Below are 23,908 nucleotides of genomic sequence, written 5' to 3' on the forward strand. Positions count from 1 at the left end.
CCCGTAGGAGAACATGCCCACGCCCGGGACGAGCACGATCGCCGGATCCGCCCCGCGCATCGCCGGCCATCCGGTGGTTGAGCTTGTCGAAACCCCGGTGGCCTGATCTCGACGGGCTCGATCACCGGCACCGACCTGATCTCGACGGGCTCGATCACCGGTCGCGTTGCGCTCATAGTAGGCCGCATAATCCTTGCGGTACTGCTGATGCAGTTCCTTCAACCGTTCCAGCGACTCCTCCACCGGCGCGTCCGCCGGCAGGTCCAGGATCAGCGGCCTGACCTTCGTGCGCAGGAAATGATCCGGGCAGGACGTGCCCAACACGCCCAGGCGCGGATGCTCGGCGCCGGCCAGGAACGCCAACACCGCCGGGTCGTCACAGAAGTGCCCGACCATGGCCTGGTCCGTGGAGGCCAGGCCCCGGATCACCGGGCCCAGCGCGGCGGCCTTGGCCCGGCGCTCGGCCTCCGGCAGCGCGCCGTACCCGTCCAGGGCCGCCCCGAACGGGTCGGCCCTGCCGTGTTCGGCCAGGTAGGCTTCGGCGGTGTCGATGATCCAGCGCGAGGCGGCCTCCGCCTCGGCACTGGTCGCCCCCCAGGCGGTGATGCCGTGCCCGCCCAGGATGACACCGACCGCCTCCGGATGCGCCGCCTGGATCGCGGCGATGTCCAGGCCCAACTGGAAGCCCGGGCGCCGCCACGGCACCCAGGCGACCTTGCCACCGAAAATGGTGGCGGTCAACGCCTCCCCATCGGCCGCCGTCGCGATCGCGATCCCCGCATCAGGGTGCAGGTGGTCCACGTGCGCCGCCTCCACCAGGCCGTGCATCGCCGTATCGATCGACGGCGCCGCCCCGCCCTTGCCAAANCCGCCGGACCCCTTCACCCACAACAACTCCATAGCCTTCCCCGTCACCGGGTCCGTGGCCGCCCCCTTGGCAGAGGTGTTGCCGCCGGCAAAATTCGTGATGCGCTTCTCCGCCCCCAGCCGGTTCGACCGGGCAATCAGGTCGGCGACCACCGGATTGGTGACGGCGCCGCCGTCGGTGCGTGCCGGCGTCGTACTTCTTGTGTCAGCCATGGTTCCTATGCTCCCCATCCGGCCTGGGTCCCACCCACGCGCTCGTCGTTGATTTTCTTCTGGTAGCCGCTGGCGGCGTAGGCCGCGAGCGGATCGGCGGGCAGGCCGCGGGCCTCGCGCCACTGCGCCAGCGCCGGGCGCACGTCGGTGTAGAAGGCGTCCATGAAGACACCGTTCGCGCCGAGCACGTCGCCGGCCTCCTGCGCCTCCGTGAGCGCGGTCGGGTCCACGAGCAGCGCCCGGAGCAGCATCTCCTGGACGTTGAGCACCGAACGGATCTGGCCGGGGATCTTCTCCTCGAGGTTGTGGCACTGGTCGAGCATGAGCGCCACCTGCGAGTCCGCCCCGAAGCCGCCGCCACGGACCACCTCGAACAGGATGCGGAACAGCTGGAACGGGTCGGCGGCGCCGACGATCAGGTCGTCATCGGCGTAGAAGCGGGAGTTGAAGTCGAACGAGCCCAGCTTGCCGAGGCGCAGCAGCTGGGCCACGATGAACTCGATGTTGGTGCCCGGCGCGTGGTGGCCGGTGTCCAGGCAGACGACGGCCTTCTCGCCGAGCGCCAGCGTCTGGGCGTAGGCGGTCCCCCAGTCCGGAACGTCCGTGTGGTAGAACGCCGGTTCGAAGAACTTGTATTCGAGCACCAGGCGCTGGTTCGCGCCGAGCCTGGCGTAGATCTGCGCCAGCGAGTCGGCCAGCCGGTCCTGGCGGCCGCGGATGTCGCCCTGGCCGGGGTAGTTCGTGCCGTCGGCCAGCCAGATCTTCAGGTCGCGCGAGCCGGTGGCGTCCATGACGTCGACGCACTCGAGGTGATGGTCGATCGCCTGGCGGCGGACGGCGGCGTCCACGTGCGTGAGCGAGCCGAACTTGTAGGCGTCGTCCTGGAACGTGTTGGAGTTGATGGTGCCCAGTCCCACGCCCAGGCCCTCGGCGTGGGCCTTCAGTGCGGCGTAGTCGTCGACCTTGTCCCACGGGATGTGCAGGGCCACGCTCGGGGCCAGGCCGGTCAGTTCGTGCACCTTGGCCACGTCGGCGATCTTCTCCTGCACGGTGCGCGGCGTGCCGGGAGTGCCGAACACCTTGAAGCGGGTGCCCGAGTTGCCGTAGGCCCACGAGGGGACCTCGATGGCCAGCTCGCCGAGGCGGCCGAGCGCCGCTGCCATGTCCGTCATCTGTGCTGTCCTTCGTTGTCAGTGCCGGCCGCGGCCAGCTGGTCTTCCAGGTTGAACACTTCTTCCATCACGATGAACCCCTCGTCGGGCCTTTGCGCCGAGGCGGGGAACAGTTTCGCCATCTCGGCCTGCCAGCGGGCGTTGACGTCGGTCAGCGCCATGCGCGCCAGCGCGGCGTTGAAGTCGTCGCACTCGAGGAAGCCGATCAGCAGCCCGTCGGTGCCGAGATGGAGCGTGTAGTCGTTCCAGCCGGCGTCCTTGAGGGCCCGCAGCATCTCCGGCCAGACCTGTGCATGCGCCTTCCGGTACTCGGGAAGGTACTTCGGAGCCACGACGGACCGAAAACAAACACGCAATGGGATCGCTCCTTTGTTTGAATCGATTCATTGATACGGTTCAAAGTACACTTGACGAAGAAGCAATGTCAACCATGCCCGCCATGATCACCTCGTCGCCGGGCACAGGAACGGGGAGAATCCATGCGGGCAGCAAGCATCAAGGACGTCGCGAACCATGCGGGCGTGGCCGTGGGCACGGTTTCCAACGTGCTCAACTACCCCGAGAGAGTTGCCCCGAGGACGCGCAGTCGTGTCCTGGCCTCAATCTCCACACTGGGCTTTGTTCGCAACGACGTTGCCCGACAGCTGCGCGCAGGCCACAGTCGCACCATTGGGTTGATTGTGCTGGACATTGGCAACCCGTTCTTCTCCTCCCTGGCACGGGCCGCGGAAGACGCAGCCGCGGACAGCGGCAACGCCGTTGTGCTGGGCAATAGTGGCCACGATTCCCACCGCGAGCTGCACTACATTGACCTCTTTGAGGAACAGCGCGTACAGGGCGTACTCATCTCCCCCGTTGCCGACATCACCCAGCGGCTCACGGCCCTGGCGGAACGCGGCACCCATGTCATCCTGGTCGACAGCCCCGCAGGAGAGGGCGCGTTCAGCTCCGTCTCCGTCGACGACGTTTCCGGCGGCTATCTGGCCACGAAACACTTGCTGGGCCTGGGCCGGCGACGCATTGCGTTTGTGGCCGGCCCACAGCATTTCCACCAGGTGCGGGACCGCCTGACCGGCACCACTCGCGCCGTGGGGGAAGTGGTGGGAGCCACGCTGGAAGTGCTCCAGGCCGACGACCTCACCGTACTGGCGGGCCGCGCCATCGGCGATGCACTGGTGCGCCGCGAGCGCGAATCCCTCCCGGACGGGCTGTTCTGCGCCAACGACCTGCTGGCACTGGGGGTCATGCAGTCCATCACCATGCTGCACAACCTGCGCATCCCGGAGGACGTGGCCTTGGTGGGCTACGACGACATCGACTTTGCGGCGTCGGCCGTGGTCGCGCTGACCTCCATCCGCCAGCCGACGGCACTGATCGGCCAAACGGCCGTGGAACTGCTTGCGGAGCAGCTCGAGGACCCCCAGACCACGCCGCGCTCGGTCGTCTTCAAACCCGAACTGGTGGTCCGCGCCAGCACGAACGGGTAGCGCCGACGCGGGAGACACTCGGGACTGGTCCATGATTTTCGCCACACTATTGACTATCGACTGCTTATCACTTAGCTTTATTGAAGCGATTCAATTTTGAACCGATTCAATGTGATCCGGATGCTCGGATTATGGTGCTACTTCAAGGAGGCTTAGATGTTCTCTCGAACGACGGCGACTCGCATTGCCGCTACTCTCGGTGGCGTCGCCCTGTTGGGCGCCACCCTCGTTGGCTGCTCCTCGGGTGCCTCGGGCACGACGACGATCACGCTCATGGCCGGCGGCAATGATCCCGCCGCAACAAAAACAGCCAAGGACTTCGCCGCGGGGTTCGAAAAGGCGAACCCGACGATCAAGGTCAAGGTCGACACCCGTCCCGGCGGCACGGACGGCGACAATCTGGTCAAGACGCGTCTGTCGACCGGGTCGATGGACGATGTGTTCCTGTACAACTCGGGGTCCCTCTTCCAGGCGCTCCACGCCGATACCCAGCTCCAGCCCCTCACCGACGAGGCCTGGGCGAAGGATGTCACCGATGACTTCAAGAAAACCGTCAGTACCTCAAAGGCCCTCTACGGGGCGCCCGTGGGGACGTCCTTCAATGGCGGGATCATGTACAACAAGAAGGTCTACGCGAAGCTCGGCCTGACAGTCCCCACCACATGGGACCAGTTCATCAGCAACAGCGAGAAGATCAAGGCGGCCGGGATCACCCCGGTGCTCGTCTCCTACGGTGACACCTGGACGAGCCAGCTCTTTGTCCTCGCCGACTTCGCCAATGTCAGCAAGCAGGACCCGAGTTGGGCTGACAATTACACCAACAACAAGGCCAAGTATGTGAACCCGCCGGCACTGGCCGGCTTCACGCACACGCAGGAGATCTTTGCCAAGGGCCTCATGAACAAGGACTATGCGTCGCTGACCAATGTGAACGCACTGAAGGAGCTCGCAACGGGAAAAGCGGCCCAGTACCCGATGATCACCGCGGTGATCGGCAACGTGGTGCAAAGCAATCCCGGCCAGGTCAACGACATCGGCTACTTCGCAATCCCCTCCGATTCCGGCGAGCCGCAGGCCACCGTGTGGGAACCGGGTGGCGCATACATTCCGAAAACGACCACCGGTGACAAGCTCACGGCCGCCAAGAAACTCGTGGCCTTCCTGAACTCCCCGGCCGGCTGCGCCATCCAGAACTCGGCCGCTGTTCCTGCCGGTCCGTTCGCCATCAGCACCTGCAAGCTCCCCAGCGACGCACCGGCGCTGGTCGCCGACGAGCAAAAGTACCAGGACGCCAAGCAGACCGGGTTGGCCCTGGAGTTCCTCTCCCCCATCAAGGGCCCGAACCTCGAGAAGATCCTGGTCCAGGTCGGCTCCGGCATCACGGATGCGAAGGCGGGTGCAGCACTCTACGACAACGATGTCAAGGCACAGGCCCAGCAGCTGGGTATCGCTGGCTGGTAGTCAATCCTGAGGTCCGGCGCGACTCGTCAGATCTCTCTCCGCGGGGCCGGTGTTCGACAACTCGCCGGCCCCGCGGAATGCACCATTGCAACGATCTCGACGAGGAGTCAGCAAGTCATGTCGACTGTCAATCCATCGGCCGCAGTTCAAGTGACCGACATCAAACCAGAAATACCTCCGCTGAAAACGAAGCGGCATCCAATCAAGTCGCACTATCCGACGTGGTTTTTCATTCCGGTGATCGCGCTGTATGTCGTGTTCTTCGCCATACCCACTTTCTCGTCGTTCTACTTCTCTCTGACGCGCTGGTCGTTGTTCGACTCGAAGTTCATCGGATTCGGCAACTTCGTCCAGTTCTTCCAGGACCCGCAGCTGTACACGAGTTTCACCCACACCCTTGTCTATGCCGTCATCACCTCGGGTGCGAAGGTGCTCATCGGTTTCTTCCTGGCATTGCTGCTTACCGGGCCCATTGTCGCCCGCGGTTATCTTCGCGCCCTCGTCTTCTTCCCGGTGCTGATCTCCACGATCGGCGTCGGCATCATGTGGAAGTCGCTGCTCGATCCGTTCCATGGCATGGTCAACGCCGCGCTGGGATTCTTCGGCCTGCCCCAGCCTGGCTGGTTCACCGACCCGAACCTCGCGCTCTATTCGATTGCCGGCGTCGACATCTGGAAAGGAGTGGGCATTGCCACCGTGATCTTCATGGCAGGGTTCGTCGCCATTCCGAACGAATACTTCGAGGCGGCCCGGATCGACGGGGCCGGTTCCTGGAAGATCCTGCGCCAGATCACCATCCCGCTCTCCAAGGGTGCCACGGCGACGGTCATCATCCTCTCCCTGATCGGCGGTCTGCGCTCGTTTGACATCATCTGGGTGACAACCGGTGGCGGCCCCGGATTCACGAGCGATGTGCTCGCATCCGTCATCTACAAGCAATACCAAGCAGGGTTCTACGGCCTTTCCACGGCCGGCAACGTTGTGCTGTTCCTGCTCGTGACGGTGATCATGGTCCCCGTCTCCTACTTCCTGAATAGAAAGACGGTGGAATTGTGACCCGTCAACGCAGCCGGGCCTGGATCTCCGGCATTATCGCGATCCTGGTCTCCACGGTCGTCTTCGTGGTTCCCTTCGCCTTTGTCTTGCTGCAGGCAGCGAAGACGCCGGCAGAGGCTTCCAACCTGTCGTTCTCATGGCCCACAAACTTCCAGTTCGCCCAGAATTTCTGGGATACGCTGATCTCGAACGACGGCGTCATTTGGCGGGCAATCATCAATAGCGCCGTCCTGACCGTCTGTTCGGTCGCCATCATGGTCGTTCTCTCGGCCATGGCCGGATATGTGCTGTCCCGCAAGAAGAGCAAGTGGGGGCCTGTCGTCAACTTCTTCGTTCTCGCCGGTCTCATTGTTCCGCCCGCCGTCGTGCCTACCATCTGGGTCCTCCAGGGACTGAAGTTGTTCGGCACCTTACCGGGCATGATTCTGGTGGAAGCCACCTTTGGTTTGTCGTTCTGCATCCTGCTGTTCCGGGCATTCATCGGCAACATCCCTCGCGAACTTGACGAGGCGGCGGTCCTTGACGGCGCCGGCCCCATCAGGCTCTTCTTCAAGGTGGTGCTGCCGCTGCTGCGTCCCGTTGTCGTGACGGTGATCGTGGTCCAGTCGGTGTTCGTCTTCAACGACTTCGCCGGCCCGCTCTACTTCCTCCCGGGAGACCAAAACGTCACAGTGCAGCTGGCACTCTTCACATTCTCGGGCCAGAACCTGAGTTTCTACAATCTGCTGTTTATGGCCATCTTCCTCATCACCCTGCCGCCATTGATCGCCTACATCTTCTTCAACCGCCAGATCGTCGCCGGCATGACCAGCGGCGCGGTCAAAGGCTAAGCCCGCAATGACAACCACCACTAGCAACGGAGAGGTCCCCATGAATTGGCAAGCCCGCATGATCGCCCCCGACCACGATTTCGACGGCGCACCGCTGCTCCGCCGTGAATTCACCCTGGACACGGGGCACGGAGCAGTGAGGAAGGCGACCCTGGTGCTCAGCGCGCAAGGCGTCGTCGAGGCATGGCTCAATGGCCAGCCTGTCTCCAACGACCTCCTGACTCCGGGATGGAGCAGCTACGAGTGGCGTCTGCGTTACCAAAGCCATGACGTGACGGAACTCCTTAACGAAACAAGCGTCCTCGGCCTGGCGCTGGGCAACGGCTGGTTCCGCGGCCGCCTGGGCTGGTCGGGACGATCGTCTTTCTACGGCTCGGAGCTCGGTGCATTTGCCCAGTTGGAGGTGGAGTTCGACGACGGCACCCGCCAAGTCATCGCCACCGACTCCGGCTGGACCGCCGGGCCAAGTGCAGTCCTGGCGAACGACCTCTACGACGGCCAGACCATCGACGCCCGCCGACGCGACAGCTCCTGGCTCACTGCCGGATTCGCGGGCGAGGGCTGGGTCGGAGTCCACGCGCTCGAGTTCGACACCTCCATCCTGACGCCGTACGTCGGCCCCAGCGTTTCCCGCTGGAACAAGTTGCCGGTGAAGGAGATCACCACGTCACCTTCCGGCAAGACCCTGATCGACTTCGGCCAGAACCTCGTAGGTTGGGTGCGACTCAACGTGCAAGGCGCGGAGGGCTCCGAGGTCACGGTCAGGCACGCCGAGGTCCTGGAGCACGGCGAACTTGGCACCCGGCCGCTGCGCACGGCGCTCGCCACCGATCGGTTCATCCTCAGCGGTGCGGCCGACGTATTCGAACCGACTTTCACCTTCCACGGTTTCCGGTACGCCGAGGTGACCGGCTGGCCGGGCGAACTCAAGCCGGAGGACCTGACCGCTGTCGCAATCGGTTCCGAGCTCGAGCGCATCGGCACTTTCCGCACTTCGGACCCCATGTTAAACCAGTTCCACGAGAACGTGGTGTGGGGCATGCGAGGCAACTTCGTGGATGTGCCCACCGATTGCCCACAGCGCGACGAGCGTCTTGGCTGGACGGGGGACATTGCGGCGTTCGCACCGACGGCCGCGTTCCTGTACGACGTCGACTCCTTTCTGTCTGACTGGCTGCGCGACCTTTCACTCGAGCAAGCCCACCAAGACGGGATCATCCCCTACGTCGTACCCGATGTGCTGAAGTTCCTTGAACACCCCGGCAGCTTCCCCGATACTGAATCCACGGCCATCTGGAGCGACGCCGGCGTCTGGGTTCCATGGGCCCTCTATGAGGCCTACGGTGATGAAACGGTGCTCGAGAACCAATTCGACTCGATGACCAGTCACGTACGCCGGGTGAAGTCACTGTTATCACCGAATGGACTCTGGGACACGGGCTTCCAGTTCGGCGACTGGCTCGACCCTGATGCCCCGCCGGAGGAACCGGCGAAGGCCAAGGCCAACACCGGGGTCGTTGCAACTGCGTGCGCGTATCGGTCGGCGACCATCCTGGCCGACGCCGCGGAAGTGCTTGGGCGCAACGCGGAGCAAACCGAATTTGCCCAGATCGCGGCGGATCTGCGCGCCGCGTTCAACGAACACTACGTCGACGGCGGCCATGTCTCCAGCGACTGCACCACCGTCTACGCACTGGCCATCGTGTTCGGACTGCTCGACGCCTCCGATGATGGCGTCGCTGGCGATCGCCTGGCCGAACTGTGCGCGGAGGCCGGACACAGGATCTCCACCGGCTTCGCCGGCACGCCGTTTATCACCGATGCGCTCACCAAGACAGGGCACCTCGACACCGCATACAGGCTCCTGCTGGAGCGTGAGTGCCCGTCATGGCTCTATCCGGTGACCATGGGAGCCACCACCATTTGGGAACGCTGGGACTCGATGCTGCCCGACGGCACCATCAACCCGGGCGAAATGACATCGTTCAACCACTACGCACTCGGCGCGGTGGCCGACTGGATGCATCGGGTCATCGGCGGCATCGCGCCCCTCTCCCCCGGATACGCAAAGGTGCTCGTCGCACCTCAACCCGGCGGCGAGCTGACCGAAGCCGAAACGACACTCACGACTCGACACGGCCGCATATCCGTGCGGTGGGTCTTGACGGAGGGTCAGCTCGTCATCGATGCCGACCTGCCGTCGGGTGTCGAAGGCATCCTCCGTTTGCCAGGACAGGACGACCGCGCGCTCACAGGCGGTCCGGTTAGCGTGTCGGTGCCCTTCACCCCTTCGCAGCCCGCCGCCGTCGCCCATGCCCATAAATAACCCCGAAACGCCAAGACCGACCTCAAGGCCACCTGCGTGGCCGAGGCGACATAGGTGATGGGGGCATCCAGGCCCGGCACTTCGGATCCGGATGCCCCCAGGGCCTGCGCACCAGGTGAGAAGTCTGGACTGGTATTCCGGCGTTCGCGAACCTGCCGAAAACGGCTTGTCTACCGCCGGCCCAAGCATTCGAGACACCACCGATACTCGAGGCCAGCTCATGGTAGACCGTCCTTCCACGATACAGTCAGCAGGCGGGTCCATCAGGAGGAAGCATGAACGCCACATCACACAAGCCGGAGTCTCTTCCCCGGAATGCATCTGCTGCAGCCATCCGACGCGCGGCACAGGCATATTCCGTCGATCCGCTGCCCGACATGCCGTCGACGCTGGAAGGGTCGATAATTTCGGAAGAGTGGGTATACGCGCAGGGCCAGTACGAACTGGCTATCCTACACCGCTTGGTGAGTGACGGATTCGCAGCGAACAAGTTTGTGCACTACGCCCCCAACTACGGCCACCTGCAAGGCCAGGTCGAGTTCCGCAGACCACTGACCGGCGCCGCCGCTGATGTGGAGATCCGCTGCCCCGATACTGTTTTGTTCCAGGTGGATGGCAACTTGCTGAAGCCCTCTGCGACGGACGGCCCACTTCATTGGGTCTCCGTACCGGCGGGCAGCCAACACCTCCTGGTACGCGTTCTTGCGGCCGAGAACTGCCCCGCGACGTTCGGTGTGGCTGACGACGGCGCATTCGTTGCCGGTACCGCGTGGGAAGGGCGAGTCCATGCTGGGCACAATGGCAGGAATTCGACACCATGGCGGCCGACGTTGGGACGTAGGAGCGTGCAAGGTACTCCCCCTCACCTACATCGCGAGCCGACAGTCACGCTCAGGCCCGAGCTGGACGGAAACCTATTCACACTGCGGACCCCGGTTCTTGGCCGTCCTGTCATCTCGTGCACCGGCGTCCCCCGGATCTCGAGCGGAGAGTCCATTCGGGAAGCAATGGCCGCGTCGAAGGTGAGCGAGGCGCGTCACGATCTGCGGCAGTTGCCGGACGGCCGGTGGACAACGAAGACCGAACTCGGCTTCAAATACCTTGCTATTCACGATGCCAACGTCAGCGACGTCGTCGTGGAGGCATCCGCCCATCCTGTCCCGCGGCGTGGGGCATTCATCTGCTCCGATGAACGGCTGAACAAGATCTGGTCGATCAGCGCCTACACCCTTCGGCTGTGCATGCACGACTTGATGATCGACGGCATCAAGCGCGACCGGATGCCGTGGATGGGTGACCAGGCTATGAACACACTCTCCAACGCCTACACCTTCGCCGAGGGCGGCGTGGCCCGGGACGGCCTTGTCGCCTTGGGCCAGCCGCTCCACGGTTACGTGAACGGCATCGCGGACTATTCACTCTGGTGGTTGATCAACGCGTTCTCCTACCAGCGCTACTTCGGGGACACTGCCCACCTGCTGCGCGAAAAGGACCACATCCACTCATTCACGCAGAAGCTCGCAGCCTATTCGGATGACCGCGGAGTCTTCCGCCCCGCTGACGAACCCGACAATTTCGAAGGTGCCGCGGCCTGCGGAATCTTCATCGATTGGGGGGTCAGCGTTGACTCCACCAAAACCTTCACGGCGCTCCAGATCCTCTGGTACTGGGCGCTTTGCAGCGCCGCAGAACTTTTGGCGATTGCCGGGCACCATGGGGCCCAACGCTGGAGCGACCTCGCTGACCTGATTGCCCAGACCCTCAAAGACGAGGCTTGGGATCCTGAGGCTGGGCTCTGGCGTGAGTACTTCGGCGAAGGAAACAAGTCATCTGTCCATGCCAACACATTCGCCGTACTCAGCGGCCTCACCCCAGAAGGGACGCCTGGCATCAGGTCCGCCCTTCTTGCTGTTGAACGGGTCGGAACGCCCTTTATGACCTCGTTTGCTCTTCGTGGCCTCGCCCGGACGGGCGAGCAAGAAGCGGCGATTGAGAGGATACGCACTCTGTGGGGAGGCATGCTCGACGCTGGAGCGCAGACTTTCTGGGAAGAGTTCGCCACAGTCGACGGAGACCAGTTCGAAATGTACGGGCGGCCTTTTGGAAAGAGCCTCTGCCATGCCTGGAGTTCAGGGCCGGCGGCCATGCTGCCCGAAATCGTTCTCGGCATTCGCCCCCTTGCCGATGGATGGAAAGAATTTGAAGTGACCCCATTTTTGGGACTGCTCGACTGGGCGTCCGCGGTGGTCCCGATCCCCGGCGGCGAAATCACTGTCACCGCGGACAAAGACACTGTCACTGTCGACTTTCCGCCAGGAACCACGCTGAAACTGGCGGGGCACCGAACTCTCGGGCCACGCTGCGTCGCCTATCCGATCGATCTGCCACATCAGCACTCCGCCGGTCCTGCAAGCTAAGTCTGACCGTGAACGCCAGCACTGGTTCATCAGTCTGATGCGACAGTCCCCAACGGCGCCACGCTTCCGCCGGTTGCCGAGGGTGACGAGCAACACAACAGGCTCAGCCGAGCGTCCCCGCCTGGTCTTGCTCAGCTGAGGAGGGCCGCTCAGCCGGGGGTCTCCTGGAGTTCCGCGTGCGAAGCACCGGGCGAATATTTCGTGCAGCGCCTAGCCTCGAGATTTCATGACGGGGTCGCGCCCAGGGTGTGCTTAAGCGGCGAAAGGTGCTCCTGAAACAAGGAAAATGGTGTTGTTCACGCACTGTTCCAACCAGCTCAAAAGGAGCACCTTTCTGGTGAAGAAGTCTACCGGTCGTACTTTGCAGACGCCCTGGGCATCGTCGTCGTGCCGAAATCGGCCGACCCGCGCCGGTAGCGGCAGAACATCGACATCTTCGACTTCGAGCTCACGGCCGCCGAACTGGCGGGGATCTCGGCCCTCGACGCCGGGGCGCCGCCCGCGCTGAACCCCGAGACGTTCGGTCACTGACTGGCGCCGTGCCGGAAACGGCGATCGAATGATCGATGGATCGGGGTGCGGATGCCCCGCACCCCGATCCATCGATCATTCGATCCGCAACCTCGGGGAAAGGAGCTTCCGCGCGCGGGATGGCTCGTCTAGACTGGCCTGACCGGCTGCGGGAATACGCTTTCCCACCATTCGGCCGGATCCCAGCCGACGCCCGAGGAGCCCCATGTCCGCCGACACCCGCACCGCCGCGCCCGTCACGCCCGCCGCGCCCGAGACCCGAGCCGCCGACCCCGCCCTCGCCGCCCGGTTCTGGGCCAACGCCGGCGGCATCGCCTTCGGCGGCGACTACAACCCGGAACAGTGGCCGCGCGAGGTCCACGCCGAAGACCTGGTGCTGATGAAGGAGGCCGGGGTGACGCTGCTGAGCGTCGGCATCTTCTCCTGGGCGCTGCTGGAGCCGCGTGAGGGCGAGTACGACTTCGGTTGGCTCGACGAGGTCATGGACAACCTGGCCGGCGCCGGCATCAAGGTGGCGCTGGCCACGGCCACGGCCGCGCCTCCCGCATGGCTGGTGCGCAAGCACCCGGAGATCCTGCCCGTCACCGCCGACGGCACCGTGCTGGGAGGCGGCTCACGGCGGCACTACACGCCGTCGTCGTCCGCCTACCGGCGCTACGCGACGGGCATCACGCGCGTGATCGCCGAACGCTACAAGGACCACCCGGCCCTGGCCCTGTGGCACGTCGACAATGAGCTCGGCTGCCACGTCTCCGAGTTCTACGGCGACGAGGACGCGCAGGCGTTCCGCGACTGGCTGGCGCGCCGCCACGGCACCATCGAGGCGCTGAACGACGCCTGGGGCACGGCGTTTTGGTCGCAGCACTACGCGTCGTTCGACGAGATCCAGCCGCCGCGGGTGGCCCCGAGCACGCTGAACCCGGGGCAGCAGCTGGATTTCCAGCGCTATTCGTCGTGGGCCCTGATCGACTACTACCGGGCGCTGCTGGCCGTGCTCCGCGAGGTCACCCCGCACGTGCCGGCCACCACCAACCTGATGGCGTCCTCGGCCACCCGGTCCATGGACTACTTCGACTGGGCGAGGGACCTGGACGTGATCGCCAACGACCACTACCTGGTCGCGGCCGATCCCGACAACCACGTGGAGCTGGCGTTCAGCGCGGACCTCACGCGCGGCATCGCCGGCGGGCGGCCCTGGTTGCTCATGGAGCACTCGACGTCGGCCGTGAACTGGCAGCCGCGCAACCGGCCCAAGCTGCCTGGGGAGATGCTGCGCAATTCGCTCGCGCATGTGGCGCGCGGCGCCGACGCCGTCATGTTCTTCCAATGGCGCCAGAGCTTCGCCGGCTCCGAGAAGTTCCATTCGGCCATGGTGCCGCACGGCGGGAAGGACACGCGCGTGTTCCGCGAGGTCTGCGAGCTGGGCGCCGCGCTGCGCAGGCTGGCCGAGGTGCAGGGTTCCCTGGTCGAGTCCCGCGTGGCCATCGTGTTCGACTACGAGGCCTGGTGGGCGGCCGAACTGGACTCGCACCCCAGCGCGGACGTGCGCTACCTGGATATGCTGCGCGACTTCCACGGCTCACTGTTCCGGCGCGGCGTCACGGCCGACGTCCTGCACCCCGCGGCGGACCTGTCCGGCTACGACCTGGTGCTGGTGTGCACGTTGTACGCGGTCGACGACGGTGCCGCCGCCAACATCGCCGCCGCGGCCCGGCGCGGCGCCACGCTGCTGGTCAGCTACTTCAGCGGCATCGTCGACAAACACGACCACGTCCGGCTGGGCGGCTACCCGGGCGCGTTCCGGGACCTGCTGGGCGTCAGCGTCGAGGAGTTCCACCCGCTGCCGGCCGGCGGCACGGTGGCGCTGGACGACGGCAGCACCGGCTCGGTCTGGAGCGAACAGGTACGCCTGGCCGGGGCCGAGGCGCCCGCGTCCTTCACCTCCTACCCGCTGGCCGGCGTGCCGGCGCTGACGCGGCATGCGGCCGGGGCCGGGACCGCCTGGTACCTGGCCACCCGGCCGGATGCCGCCGCGCTGGATCGGCTCGTGGACCGGCTGTTGGCCGAGTCCGGCGTGGCGCCGGCGGCCGCGGCCGCGCCCGGTGTGGAGCTGGTGCGCCGGCGCCATCCGGACGGCCGGTCGTACCTGTTCGCACTCAACCATGGCCGGTCCGAGGCCACCGTCGACGCGTCCGGCCGGGAGCTGCTGGGCGGCGGGCGCTTCACGGGCACCGTGGCTGCCGGCGGCTGCGCCGTGGTCGCCGAGGACTGACGGTGGTCCCGGCCACGGATTCCGCCGTGTTTTTTGTCCGAGACGATGCGAGAAAACGCTTTCTCACGTACTCTGAAACCACATTGCAGGCGCCGCCCACCCCAGAAACGGAGACCGCATGACCAGCACCAACACCTCGCCCCACACCGGAGACGCGCCCGTTGCCGGGCACCCCGCGCCGCGGCCGCGCATCGCCCTGGTGGGCGTGCACGGCTTCGGCGCCCACCACCTGGCCAACCTCGACCGGCTCGCGGAGGCCGGGGTGCTGGAGCTGGTGGCCGTGGCCGACCCGAACCCGCCGGAGACCGGGCGCCTGGGCCCCGGCGTAAGGGTGTTCGACACGCTCGAGACCCTGCTGGGCGCCGGCGTGGCCCCGGACGTCGTCATCATCGCCACGCCCATCCACACACACGCGGTCCTGGGGCTGGCGGCACTGGCCGCGGGCGCGGACCTGTACCTGGAAAAACCCGCCACCGCCTCGTTCGCCCAATTCGAGCAGCTGCGTGACGCGTCCGCGGCCGCCGGGCGCAGCGTGCAGATCGGCTTCCAATCCCTGGGCTCACTGGCGCTGCCGGCGCTGGCCCACCTCGTCGACGCCGGCACGCTGGGCATCATCCGGCACGTCTCCGCCACTGGCCAGTGGGTGCGCGACAAGGCCTACTACCGGCGCTCGCGCTGGGCGGGGCGGCGCACCCTGGACGGCGTGGACGTGGTGGACGGGGTGACCACCAACCCGCTGGCGCACGCCGTGGCCACGGCGCTGCACATCGCCGGCATCGACTCCGCCGAGGCCATCAGCAGCGTGGAAACCGACCTGTACCGGGCCCACGACATCGAAGGCGACGACACGTCCGTGGTGCGCATCAAGCCGGCGGCCGGCCCCGCCGTCGTGAGTGCCCTGACCGTATGCGCGGCGGATGACGGCGACCCGTTCGTCACCGTCCACGGCACCGCCGGCACGGCCGTGTTCCACTACACCCGCGACATCCTCACCGTCACCGACAACGCCGGCACCCGGACCGAGACGTACGGCCGCACCGACCTGCTCGAGAACCTGCTCGCGCACCGCGCCGACGGCACGCCGCTGCTCTCCTCGCTGGCGAACAGCGGGGCGTTCATGCGCGTGCTCGAAGCGGTGCGCACCGCCGAGGACCCCGCCCCGATCCCGGCCCGGCACCTCACCTGGGTCGGCGAGGGCGAACAGGCCCACCCGGTGGTCGCCGGCATCGCCGAGTGGATCCAGCGGGCGACGACGGCGGCCGCCACCTTCAGCGAGCTCGGCGCCCCCTGGGCCCGGCCCGCCCCCACGACCGCCGTGGCCAGCCTCGACGGCCGGGTGCTGGCCCGCGAGGCCGGCGGCGGGTCCGTGGCTCCGACGCTGTCCCCGCGCCCGTACCTGCACCCGGTCACCACCATCGCCGGGGTGGCCGTCACCGACGCCATGCCCGCCGACCACGCCTGGCACCTGGGTGCCGGCGTCGCCATCCAGGACGTCAACGGCGTCAACTTCTGGGGCGGCCGGACCTACCGGCGCGAAACCACCGGCTACGTGTGGCGGCCCGACCACGGGCGCATCACGCTCACCGGTGCGTCCGCCACCGCCACCGCCCGCACCGAAGCACTCACCTGGACCGGCCCCGACGGCGTGGACCTGCTGGTCGAGACCCGTACATGGTCTTGGCGGGCGCTGGACGCGGCGGCCTGGCGGCTGGAGGTGACATTCACGCTGACGCCCGCTGGACCCGACGCCGTGACCCTGGGCAGCCCGGGCTCCAACGGCCGGGAGGGCGGCGGTTACGGCGGATTCTTCTGGCGGCTGCCCGCCTGCCGCGGCGTGTACGTTCGCACTGCCAACGGCGCCGGCGAGGACGCCGTGCGCGGCAGCCGCGCCCCGTGGCTGGCGTGGAGCGGCCAGTTCGTCGACGGCCCGGCCACCCTGGTGTTCACGGCACAGGACGGTGATCCGTGGTTCGTGCGCGTCGAGGGCTACCCGGGAGTCGGCTCGGCCCTGGCCTGGGACTCCACGGTCCGGCTGGAACCGGGTGAATCGCTGACCCGCTCCGTCGGCATCATCGTGGCCGACGGCACCGTCGGCAATGACCAGATCGACACGTGGACGGGCTCGCGATGAGCGTCGCGGGAGTCGAGTCGCCGGCCCGGCAGGCCGTGCTCGACCGCGCGGCCAAACGGGACCGCGTGCTGGAGATCCTGGCCCGTGCCGGCCGTGACAGTGTCCTGCTGACCAGCCATACGGCCGTCAGCTGGTACCTTGACGGCAGCCGGGTGGGCATCTCACTGGCCGGCGATCCGGTGGCCGCCGTGCTCGTCACGGGCGACGGCGACCACCTGGTCACGTTCAACAACGAGGCTGCCCGGCTGGCCGCCGAGGAGGTGCCCGTCGGCGTCGAGATCCACCAGGTGCCATGGTATGGGTCGTTGACGGATGTGGCCTGCTGGTACGGCCCCGGGGTGTCCCCCGCGGCGGAGGCCGAGCTGGCCGAACCGCTGCGCCTGGCCCGGCGGGCCTTGCTGCCGGGCGAGCTGGCCAGGTATGGGACGCTGTGCCGGGACACCTCCGCGGTGCTGACCGACGTGTTGACCGGGGTCACGCCCCAGACAACGGAGCGGCGCCTGGTGGCCGAACTCGGCGGCCGCATCGTCGCCGCCGGCGCCGATCCCCTGGTGCTGCTGGCGAACGGCGCGTCCCGGTCCGGATTCCGCCACCCACTGCCGACGGACACGGTCCTGGGCCGGCGGGCCATGGCCGTCGTCTGCGCGCGCCGGGACGGCATGATCGCCAACGTCACCCGCTGGGTCCGCTTCGACGCCTCGACCCCGGACGAGCTGGATGCCGAGGCGCGCATCGCGGCCGTTGAGGCGGACATCTTCGCCGCAACGGTGCCGGGGGCAGCCGTGCGGGACATCCTGGCCGCGATCCGCCGCTCCTACGAGCGCCATGGCTTCGGCCCGGACCAGTGGCGGCTGCACCACCAGGGCGGCCCGGCCGGGTACGCCGGGCGGGACCCGCGGGCCACGGACGCCGTGGCCGACGCCGTCGTGGCCAACCAGCCGTTCACGTGGAATCCGTCCGGGCCGGGCGTGAAGATCGAGGACACGGTCCTGCTGGAGGCGGCCGGAATCCGGCCGCTGAGCATGGATCCGCGCTGGCCGGTGACGGACGTCAACGGACTCCCCCGCCCGGTCACCCTCCAGCTGTAGCGGCGCCACCATGGCCGAAGCAACCGTGGATAACCCGGATGGTTGGACTATTGCAGGACGCCGTCGACTCGGCGCGGGATGCCCAGCGGGTTGTCCTCTCGCAGCGCGGCCGGCAGCAGCGCCGCGGGTGCGTCCTGGTAGGCGACCGGGCGCAGGAACCGCCGCACCGCCGTGGCGCCCACCGACGTGAACAGCGAGGTCGTCGCCGGCCACGGCCCGCCGTGCTGCTGTGCCCAGTTGACGGCCACGCCCGTGGGCCAACCGGCGAACAGCACGCGCCCGGCCAGCCCGGACAGCTGCGCCACCAGGGTACCGACGTCCTCCCCCTCCTCGGCGTGGATGGTGGCGGTCAGACTGCCGGGCACCAGCGCCAGCGCGGCGGCCAGCTCGGCGTCGTCCCGGTACTCGACCAGCAGCGTCGTCGGACCGAAGCATTCCTCGAGCAGTTCCGCCGGCCGGGCGATCACGTTCGCCGCCGTCGTGGCGAACACCACCGGCGCGGCCCCGTCCGCCACCGCATCCTGGGCGGTCGCGCCGGAAAGCACGACGACGTCGGGCCGGCTTGCCAGCGCGGCAAGCCCCTGCGGGTACGCCCGCGCGATCCGGTCGGTGAGCAACGGGGCGGGGGCCGCGTCGGACAGCGCCGCGGCCAGATCGGCGCCGAACGAGGTGCCGGCCGGGACGAACACGAGCCCCGGCTTGGTGCAGAACTGCCCGGCGCCCAGCGTGAATGACCCGGCCAGGCCGGTCACGAGTTCGGCCCCGCGCGCGGCGATGGCGGCCGGGGTGATGACGACGGGATTCAGGCTGCCCAGCTCACCGTAGAACGGGATGGGGTCCGGGCGCGCGGCGGCCAGGTCGAACAGGGCGCGCCCGCCGGGGATCGAACCCGTGAACCCGACCGCCTGGACGGCCGGGTCCTGCACGAGCGCGGTGCCGGCTGCCCGGCCCTCGACGAGGGCGAAGATGCCGTCGGGGGCGCCGGCCGCGGCCAGGGCGTCCGCCACGATCCCGGCGGTGCGGCGGGACAGTTCCAGGTGCCCGGAGTGCGCCTTGACGATCACCGGGCAGCCGACCGCCAGCGCGGACGCCGTGTCCCCGCCGGCCACCGAGAACGCGAACGGGAAGTTCGACGCCGAGAACACGGCCACCGGGCCCAGCGGGCGCAGCATGCGGCGCAGGTCCGGCGACGGCGGCACGGAATCCGGGTTGGCGTGCTCGATCACGGCCTCCAGGTAGGAGCCCTCCGTGATGACGCGGGCGAAGAGGCGCAGCTGGCCGGTGGTGCGGGCCACCTCGCCGGTGAGCCGATCCGGGCCCAGCCGGGTTTCGGCGTCGGCGAGGGCCACGAGTTCGGCCGTGTTGGCGTCCAGCGCGTCGGCCACGGCGTGCAGCCAGCCGGCGCGTTCGGCGTCGGTGGCCGCCGCGGCGGGTCCTGCGGCGGTGCGGGCGGCGGCGGTCACGGTGGCCAGGTCTTGCGTAACGGTTTCCATGGGTGTTCCCGGGATCTATAGGTTGGTGGTGGTCTCGGCAAATGTCTCGGCGAAATCGAACCCGAGGCCCGGGGCGCCGGTGCCGGTCAGCCGGCCGTGGCCGATGGTGACCGGGGACGGTCCGGCCAGGATGCCGAGCTGGTCGAAGGAGGCGTCCTCGACGTCCTCGACCGCGACGGCGTCGGCCAGCGTCAACGCCAGCTGCCCGGACAATTCCGGCAAAAGGTGCGGCGCCACGGCGATGTGGTGTGTGCGCGCCAGTTCCACGATGCGCCGGAATGGCGTGATGCCGCCGACCCGGACGATGTTGGGCTGGATGACGTCCACGGCCGCGGCCTCGATGAAGTCGCGGAAGCGATAGATGGTGTGGACGTTCTCGCCCAACGCGATCGGCACGGGTGAGTGCTTGCGCAGTTGGCGGTACGCCCACAGGTCGTCGGCCCGGATCGGCTCCTCCAGCCAGTGCAGGTTGAACTGCTCCAGCCGGGCCAGGGCGCGGACTGTGGTGGGCAGGTCCCAGCGCTGGTTGGCGTCGATCATGAGCCGCCGGTCCGGGCCGATCACGTCCCGCACCGCGGCGACCCGCTCGATGTCTTCGGCGATCGAGGGCTTGCCCACCTTGATCTTCACCGCCTCGTGGCCGGCGGCCACCCAGCGGCGGGCCTGCGCCACGAGATCCGCGAGCGGGTAGTGCAGGTTCACCCCGGAGCCGTACACCTCCACGGAGTCACGGCGTTGCCCGAGCAGGCCGGCCACGGACGTGCCGGCGCGCCGTGCCGCGGCATCCCAGAGGGCCAGGTCCAGCCCGGCCATGGCGATGGTGGTCAGCCCGCCGCCGCCGGCCTCGTGCAGGCGCAGCCACAGCCCATCCCACACGGCTTCCGGCTCGGCGGGGCGCCCGGTGGCGAACGGGGCGATGTCGTGGTCCAGCAGCGCCTTGACCGCGTGTGGGCCGATCGTCGGCGTCCAGGCGAACCCGTGGCCGGTGCCCCCGTCGGAGAGCTCGACGTCGGTGACGATCACGTGGTTCTCCGGCGCCTCCGCACCCCAGCTGCGCCGCAACGGCACGGTCAGCAGCCGGGTGCGCAGTCCGGTGATGGTGGTAGTCATCGGGCCCCGGCCAGCTCGTGGCCCTTGGCCAGGATGGCCTTGAGCCGGACCTCCTGCTCCGGTGTGGGGTCCACCAGCGGCGGGCGGACGGAGCCCACCGGCAGGCCGGCCAGGCGCAGGCCCGCCTTGATGAGGGACACGCCGAAGCCGGGCGTCTCGTCGCGCAGGCGCACCAGCGGCACGTAGAAGCCCTCCAGCAGCGCCGCACGGCGGTCCTCGTCGCCGTCGACGTAGGCGCGGTGGTACGCCGTCGCGATTTCCGGAGCCATGGCGAACGCGGCCGACGAGTACAGCGGGATGCCCAGGCCCCGGTAGGCGCCCTGGGTCAGTTCCGCGGTGAGCAGGCCGTTGAAGAAAAGGAAGTCGGTGCGCCCGGTGGCCCGCACGGCGGAAACGATCTCCTGGGCCGCGCCCACGTCGCCCACGCCGTCCTTGAAACCGATCACCTTCGGGTTGGCCGCCAGCGCCGCCATGGCGTCGGCCGTGAACCTCGCATTGGCGCGGTGGTACACGATGACCGGCAGGGGCGTGGCATCGGCGATCGCCTCGACGTAGGCGATGAGCCCGGCCACGGGCGCGCCCACCAGGTATGGCGGGAGCACCAGCAGCGCGTCGGCGCCGGCCTGCTCGGCCACCCGGGCGGCTGCGAGCGCGTGGCCCAGCGGCCCGCCGGCACCGGCCACCACGGGCACGGCCCCGGCGACGACCTCGACGGCGGCCCGCACCACGGTGCCGATCTCCTCCAGGGCCAGGGCGTGGAACTCGCCCGTGCCGCAGGCCGGGAACACGCCGCCGGGCCCGTGCGGCAGGCGGGAGGCGATGTGCTCCTTGAGCAGGGCGACGTCGACCTCGTCGGTCTCGGTGAACGGGGTGACGGGGAAGAACAGGACTCCGTTGAATTCCATGGAAGGCTCCTAGCGGGCGATCGCGGAGACCGCGGCGGGGGTGGTGGACAATTCGGTGCGCCAGCTGCGCGTGGGCTCCCAGCCGAGGACCGCACGGGCCTTGGCGATGGAGAATGCCGGCGCCGTGCCGGTGAGGCCGGCGGCGAGCGCCGCGCTGCCGGGCACGAAGCGCGGCAGCAGCGCGGCCAGCGGCTCGGTGGCCAGGGCGTCCGCCGCCCCGACGAAGAACGTCTGGGCGTTCTCGATGTCCGCCATGCGCTCGAGCAGCACGGCCAGGAAGTCGGCCACGTCGCGGGCGTCCACATAGTTGAACAGCGCCGGGGCGGACAGTGCGGGGTCGGCCAGCCGTTCAGCCAGCGTGTGCCCCTGCTGCGTCGGCGCGCCGGCCCATTCCTCCGGCGAGATGACGAAGCAGGGGCGGAACGCCGCGTACCGCAGGCCGCGCGTGTCGGCCGTGGCGAACATGGCCATGACCTGTTCGGCGATGTGCTTGGAGAGCGCGTACGCGTTCCACGGCCTCGGGGTGGTGCGCTCGTCCAGCGGGAAAGCCTCGGGCAACCAGCCGGCCGGGTTGCCATAGCCGAGCACCGTGGGGCTGGACGCCGTGATGATCCGCGCGACGCCCGCCTCGGTAGCGGCGCCCAGCACGTTGTACGCCAGCAGCGTGTTCGTCTTGAGTATCACGTCCTCGGGGGCGCTGAACGGCACGGCGATGGCGGCCAGGTGGATCACCGCGTCCGGGGTGTGCCGGGCCATGACGGCCCGCACGGCCGCGGCGTCGAGCAGGTCGACCGATTCCTGGACGACGCCGTCGAACGCGGGGTCCACGGGCAGCGGGTCGCGGTCGATCGAGACGACCGCGTGCCCGGCGGCGGCGAATCCGGCCACGACGCTGCGTCCCAACCGCCCGGATCCGCCGGTGACGAGGATGGTGCTCATGCCCGGTCCCGCGTGGAGTCCCGCTTGGACAGGTCCGCACCCAGGCCCAGGTCCGCGATCCGCACGGGCAGGCCGGTGGCCAGCGATTCGTTGCCGGCGATGCCGACCGCCACGGACCGCAAGCCGTCCAGATAGCCGGACGGGCGGCCCAGCGGGTCCGCGCCGGGGCCGTTGAACAGGTCGGAAAGCAGCAGCACGTCGCCGCCGCCGTGCCCGCCCTCGCCGTTGACGATTCTCACCTCGCGGGCGGCCTCCCAGTGCCGCTGGACCACCAGGCGCTCGCCGTTGCGGCGCACGGCGTCGTCCTCCTCGATGGGCGTGGCGCTGGGATCCAGCACGGTCTTCGCGTCCCCTCTGGTGACGACGGCGGCGCGCTCCACGACCTCGAGTTCGGCCCGTCCCTCGGTGCCGTTGACGCAAACCCGGTAGCCCTCCCAGGGGCTGTGCGCGTTCAGCGAGTAGCTCAGCGTGGGGCCGCCGTCGTAGTCCACCACCAGGGCCAGGTTGTCCTCGATGGTGATGCCGGGGCCGAACACGTCCTGGTCGCGGATGTACCCGTCGAGCGCTTCGTTGTCCAGATAGAGGGCCTTGAGCTTGGCGTCCTCGCGCAGGTCCAGCGCGAACGGGTCATGGCCACCCGAGTCGTTGGTGCCGCGGGCCGGCCGGTCGCCCAGGCCGCGCGCGGCGGCATTCGTCTCACCGTAGAAGCGAAGCCCGCCGGAGGCGAACACGCGCGCGGGGACGTCGTCGATCCACCAGTTCACCAGGTCGAAGTGGTGCGAGGCCTTGTGGATGAGCAGGCCGCCGGAGTTCTGCTTCTGGCGGTGCCAGCGCCGGAAGTAGTCGGCGCCGTGCACGGTGTCCAGCATCCAGTTGAAGTCGATCGAGGTGACCGTGCCGATCGCGCCGCCCTGGATGAGCTGCTTCAGCGCGCTGTTGCGCGGCGAATACCGGTAATTGAAGGTCACGACGACGTTGCGCCCGGTTTCGCCGATGGCCTCGGTGATCCGCCGGCAGCCGTCGGCAGTGATGGTCAGCGGTTTTTCAACGACGACGTCGGCACCGGCACGCAGCGCGGTGACGATGTAGTCGGCGTGGGTGAAGTCCGGCGTCGTGATGATGACCCGGTCGATCGCCTGGCCGCGGATGACGCCGGCCAGCTCGGCCGGGTCAAAGGACGCGGGCGGCGCCGCGCCGGCCTCCTCGCGCAACCCGGCGAGCAGGCCGCGGTAGTAGCCGACGCGGCCGGCGTTGACGTCGCCGATGGCCACCAGCTCCGCCACGTCGGCGTGGGCGCCGAGGATGGCGCGCATGTACATCTCCGAACGCGAGCCGGTGCCGACCAGCACAACCCGGGATCTGGCGCCGGTTCCGGCTCCCGCCTGCGCCGGGTTGTGCTGGTCGGCGCCGGCGGGGGATGCCACTGTATTCCTCATGGGGTCAACTGCCCTTTCCAGGTTCGTCGTCGGCGGCCGTTGTCACCGGTCCACCCTGTTCTTCATCGTGGGCGAAGCATGGGATAAGATCTGAGAAAGCGTTTTCTCAAACCGTTGTAAGCTTTCTATCAACAGTCCGGGCGTCCCGTCAACAGGTGCCGCACCCCGCACCAG

At 68.0% G+C, this 23,908-nt stretch carries 18 protein-coding genes; 9 read left to right on the forward strand and 9 right to left on the reverse strand.

Annotation, left to right across the window (positions count from 1 at the left end):
- The 3 genes from EJC77_RS10450 to EJC77_RS10460 form a co-directional block, all read right to left on the reverse strand.
- Window positions 1-1,080, reverse strand: a 1,080-nt coding sequence (locus EJC77_RS10450; protein ID WP_205787124.1) for a class II aldolase/adducin family protein, incomplete at its 3' end; no start/stop codon positions are given.
- A gap of 5 nt (window positions 1,081-1,085) precedes the next feature.
- A complete protein-coding gene (gene rhaI, locus EJC77_RS10455; protein WP_125612344.1) occupies window positions 1,086-2,252 on the reverse strand; it encodes an L-rhamnose isomerase in 1,167 nt (388 codons plus the stop codon).
- Complete coding sequence (locus tag EJC77_RS10460; RefSeq protein WP_125612351.1) at window positions 2,249-2,608, reverse strand: L-rhamnose mutarotase; 360 nt, start codon at window positions 2,606-2,608, stop codon at window positions 2,249-2,251. Before EJC77_RS10460 ends, rhaI begins: the two co-directional genes overlap by 4 nt.
- A 123-nt stretch (window positions 2,609-2,731) precedes the next feature.
- Between EJC77_RS10460 and EJC77_RS10465 the strand changes: the two genes are divergently transcribed.
- The 6 genes from EJC77_RS10465 to EJC77_RS10490 all read left to right on the forward strand — a co-directional run bounded on the left by EJC77_RS10465 (window position 2,732) and on the right by EJC77_RS10490 (window position 11,829).
- The gene (locus tag EJC77_RS10465) at window positions 2,732-3,739 is read left to right on the forward strand and encodes a LacI family DNA-binding transcriptional regulator (RefSeq protein ID WP_125612353.1); all 1,008 of its coding nucleotides are present in this window, start codon (window positions 2,732-2,734) and stop codon (window positions 3,737-3,739) included.
- 156 nt (window positions 3,740-3,895) lie between these two features.
- Window positions 3,896-5,200, forward strand: coding sequence for an ABC transporter substrate-binding protein (locus EJC77_RS10470; protein ID WP_125612355.1), 1,305 nt, complete (start codon window positions 3,896-3,898; stop codon window positions 5,198-5,200).
- Window positions 5,201-5,317: 117 nt separating this feature from the next.
- On the forward strand, window positions 5,318-6,256 hold the full coding sequence (locus tag EJC77_RS10475; RefSeq protein WP_125612357.1) for a carbohydrate ABC transporter permease: 939 nt from the start codon (window positions 5,318-5,320) through the stop codon (window positions 6,254-6,256).
- The gene (locus tag EJC77_RS10480) at window positions 6,253-7,086 is read left to right on the forward strand and encodes a carbohydrate ABC transporter permease (protein WP_125612359.1); all 834 of its coding nucleotides are present in this window, start codon (window positions 6,253-6,255) and stop codon (window positions 7,084-7,086) included. Before EJC77_RS10475 ends, EJC77_RS10480 begins: the two co-directional genes overlap by 4 nt.
- Before the next feature lie 40 nt (window positions 7,087-7,126).
- A complete protein-coding gene (locus EJC77_RS10485) occupies window positions 7,127-9,412 on the forward strand; it encodes an alpha-L-rhamnosidase (RefSeq protein ID WP_125612361.1) in 2,286 nt (761 codons plus the stop codon).
- 275 nt (window positions 9,413-9,687) lie between these two features.
- Window positions 9,688-11,829, forward strand: a complete 2,142-nt coding sequence (locus tag EJC77_RS10490; RefSeq protein ID WP_125612363.1) for an alpha-L-rhamnosidase-related protein — start codon at window positions 9,688-9,690, stop codon at window positions 11,827-11,829.
- 252 nt (window positions 11,830-12,081) lie between these two features.
- Here EJC77_RS10490 and EJC77_RS10495 read toward each other — a convergent pair whose 3' ends face one another.
- Window positions 12,082-12,357, reverse strand: coding sequence for a hypothetical protein (locus tag EJC77_RS10495; protein ID WP_125612365.1), 276 nt, complete (start codon window positions 12,355-12,357; stop codon window positions 12,082-12,084).
- Between the two features lie 208 nt (window positions 12,358-12,565).
- Between EJC77_RS10495 and EJC77_RS10500 the strand changes: the two genes are divergently transcribed.
- The 3 genes from EJC77_RS10500 to EJC77_RS10510 all read left to right on the forward strand — a co-directional run bounded on the left by EJC77_RS10500 (window position 12,566) and on the right by EJC77_RS10510 (window position 17,851).
- Complete coding sequence (locus EJC77_RS10500) at window positions 12,566-14,632, forward strand: beta-galactosidase (RefSeq protein ID WP_125612367.1); 2,067 nt, start codon at window positions 12,566-12,568, stop codon at window positions 14,630-14,632.
- A gap of 118 nt (window positions 14,633-14,750) precedes the next feature.
- A complete protein-coding gene (locus EJC77_RS10505; protein ID WP_125612369.1) occupies window positions 14,751-16,763 on the forward strand; it encodes a DUF6807 family protein in 2,013 nt (670 codons plus the stop codon).
- Window positions 16,760-17,851, forward strand: a complete 1,092-nt coding sequence (locus tag EJC77_RS10510; protein WP_125612371.1) for a M24 family metallopeptidase — start codon at window positions 16,760-16,762, stop codon at window positions 17,849-17,851. Before EJC77_RS10505 ends, EJC77_RS10510 begins: the two co-directional genes overlap by 4 nt.
- Before the next feature lie 47 nt (window positions 17,852-17,898).
- On the opposite strand, the gene EJC77_RS10515 is transcribed toward EJC77_RS10510, so the two are convergent.
- From EJC77_RS10515 to EJC77_RS10535, 5 genes are read right to left on the reverse strand one after another with little or no spacing between them, the layout of a single operon-like run.
- Window positions 17,899-19,344, reverse strand: coding sequence for an aldehyde dehydrogenase (NADP(+)) (locus EJC77_RS10515; protein WP_125612373.1), 1,446 nt, complete (start codon window positions 19,342-19,344; stop codon window positions 17,899-17,901).
- Between the two features lie 15 nt (window positions 19,345-19,359).
- Window positions 19,360-20,454: a mandelate racemase/muconate lactonizing enzyme family protein gene (locus EJC77_RS10520; protein ID WP_125612375.1), complete on the reverse strand. Its 1,095-nt coding sequence runs from the start codon at window positions 20,452-20,454 to the stop codon at window positions 19,360-19,362.
- A complete protein-coding gene (locus tag EJC77_RS10525; RefSeq protein WP_125612377.1) occupies window positions 20,451-21,359 on the reverse strand; it encodes a 5-dehydro-4-deoxyglucarate dehydratase in 909 nt (302 codons plus the stop codon). The genes EJC77_RS10520 and EJC77_RS10525 overlap by 4 nt, the downstream gene beginning before the upstream one ends.
- A 9-nt stretch (window positions 21,360-21,368) precedes the next feature.
- Window positions 21,369-22,298, reverse strand: a complete 930-nt coding sequence (locus EJC77_RS10530) for an NAD-dependent epimerase/dehydratase family protein (protein WP_125612378.1) — start codon at window positions 22,296-22,298, stop codon at window positions 21,369-21,371.
- Complete coding sequence (locus EJC77_RS10535; protein ID WP_125612381.1) at window positions 22,295-23,734, reverse strand: Gfo/Idh/MocA family protein; 1,440 nt, start codon at window positions 23,732-23,734, stop codon at window positions 22,295-22,297. The genes EJC77_RS10530 and EJC77_RS10535 overlap by 4 nt, the downstream gene beginning before the upstream one ends.
- Between the last annotated feature and the right edge of the window lie 174 nt (window positions 23,735-23,908).

The organism is Specibacter cremeus (assembly GCF_003946885.1).
Taxonomy (GTDB): Bacteria; Actinomycetota; Actinomycetes; order Actinomycetales; family Micrococcaceae; genus Specibacter; species Specibacter cremeus.

Coding starts and splice junctions, on each gene's coding strand:
- rhaI (WP_125612344.1), bottom strand. CDS start 2,252: ATGACGGACATGGCAGCGGCGCTCGGCCGCCTCGGCGAGCTGGCCATC.
- EJC77_RS10465 (WP_125612353.1), top strand. CDS start 2,732: ATGCGGGCAGCAAGCATCAAGGACGTCGCGAACCATGCGGGCGTGGCC.
- EJC77_RS10470 (WP_125612355.1), top strand. CDS start 3,896: ATGTTCTCTCGAACGACGGCGACTCGCATTGCCGCTACTCTCGGTGGC.
- EJC77_RS10475 (WP_125612357.1), top strand. CDS start 5,318: ATGTCGACTGTCAATCCATCGGCCGCAGTTCAAGTGACCGACATCAAA.
- EJC77_RS10485 (WP_125612361.1), top strand. CDS start 7,127: ATGAATTGGCAAGCCCGCATGATCGCCCCCGACCACGATTTCGACGGC.
- EJC77_RS10490 (WP_125612363.1), top strand. CDS start 9,688: ATGAACGCCACATCACACAAGCCGGAGTCTCTTCCCCGGAATGCATCT.
- EJC77_RS10500 (WP_125612367.1), top strand. CDS start 12,566: ATGTCCGCCGACACCCGCACCGCCGCGCCCGTCACGCCCGCCGCGCCC.
- EJC77_RS10505 (WP_125612369.1), top strand. CDS start 14,751: ATGACCAGCACCAACACCTCGCCCCACACCGGAGACGCGCCCGTTGCC.
- EJC77_RS10510 (WP_125612371.1), top strand. CDS start 16,760: ATGAGCGTCGCGGGAGTCGAGTCGCCGGCCCGGCAGGCCGTGCTCGAC.
- EJC77_RS10515 (WP_125612373.1), bottom strand. CDS start 19,344: ATGGAAACCGTTACGCAAGACCTGGCCACCGTGACCGCCGCCGCCCGC.
- EJC77_RS10520 (WP_125612375.1), bottom strand. CDS start 20,454: ATGACTACCACCATCACCGGACTGCGCACCCGGCTGCTGACCGTGCCG.
- EJC77_RS10525 (WP_125612377.1), bottom strand. CDS start 21,359: ATGGAATTCAACGGAGTCCTGTTCTTCCCCGTCACCCCGTTCACCGAG.
- EJC77_RS10530 (WP_125612378.1), bottom strand. CDS start 22,298: ATGAGCACCATCCTCGTCACCGGCGGATCCGGGCGGTTGGGACGCAGC.
- EJC77_RS10535 (WP_125612381.1), bottom strand. CDS start 23,734: ATGAGGAATACAGTGGCATCCCCCGCCGGCGCCGACCAGCACAACCCG.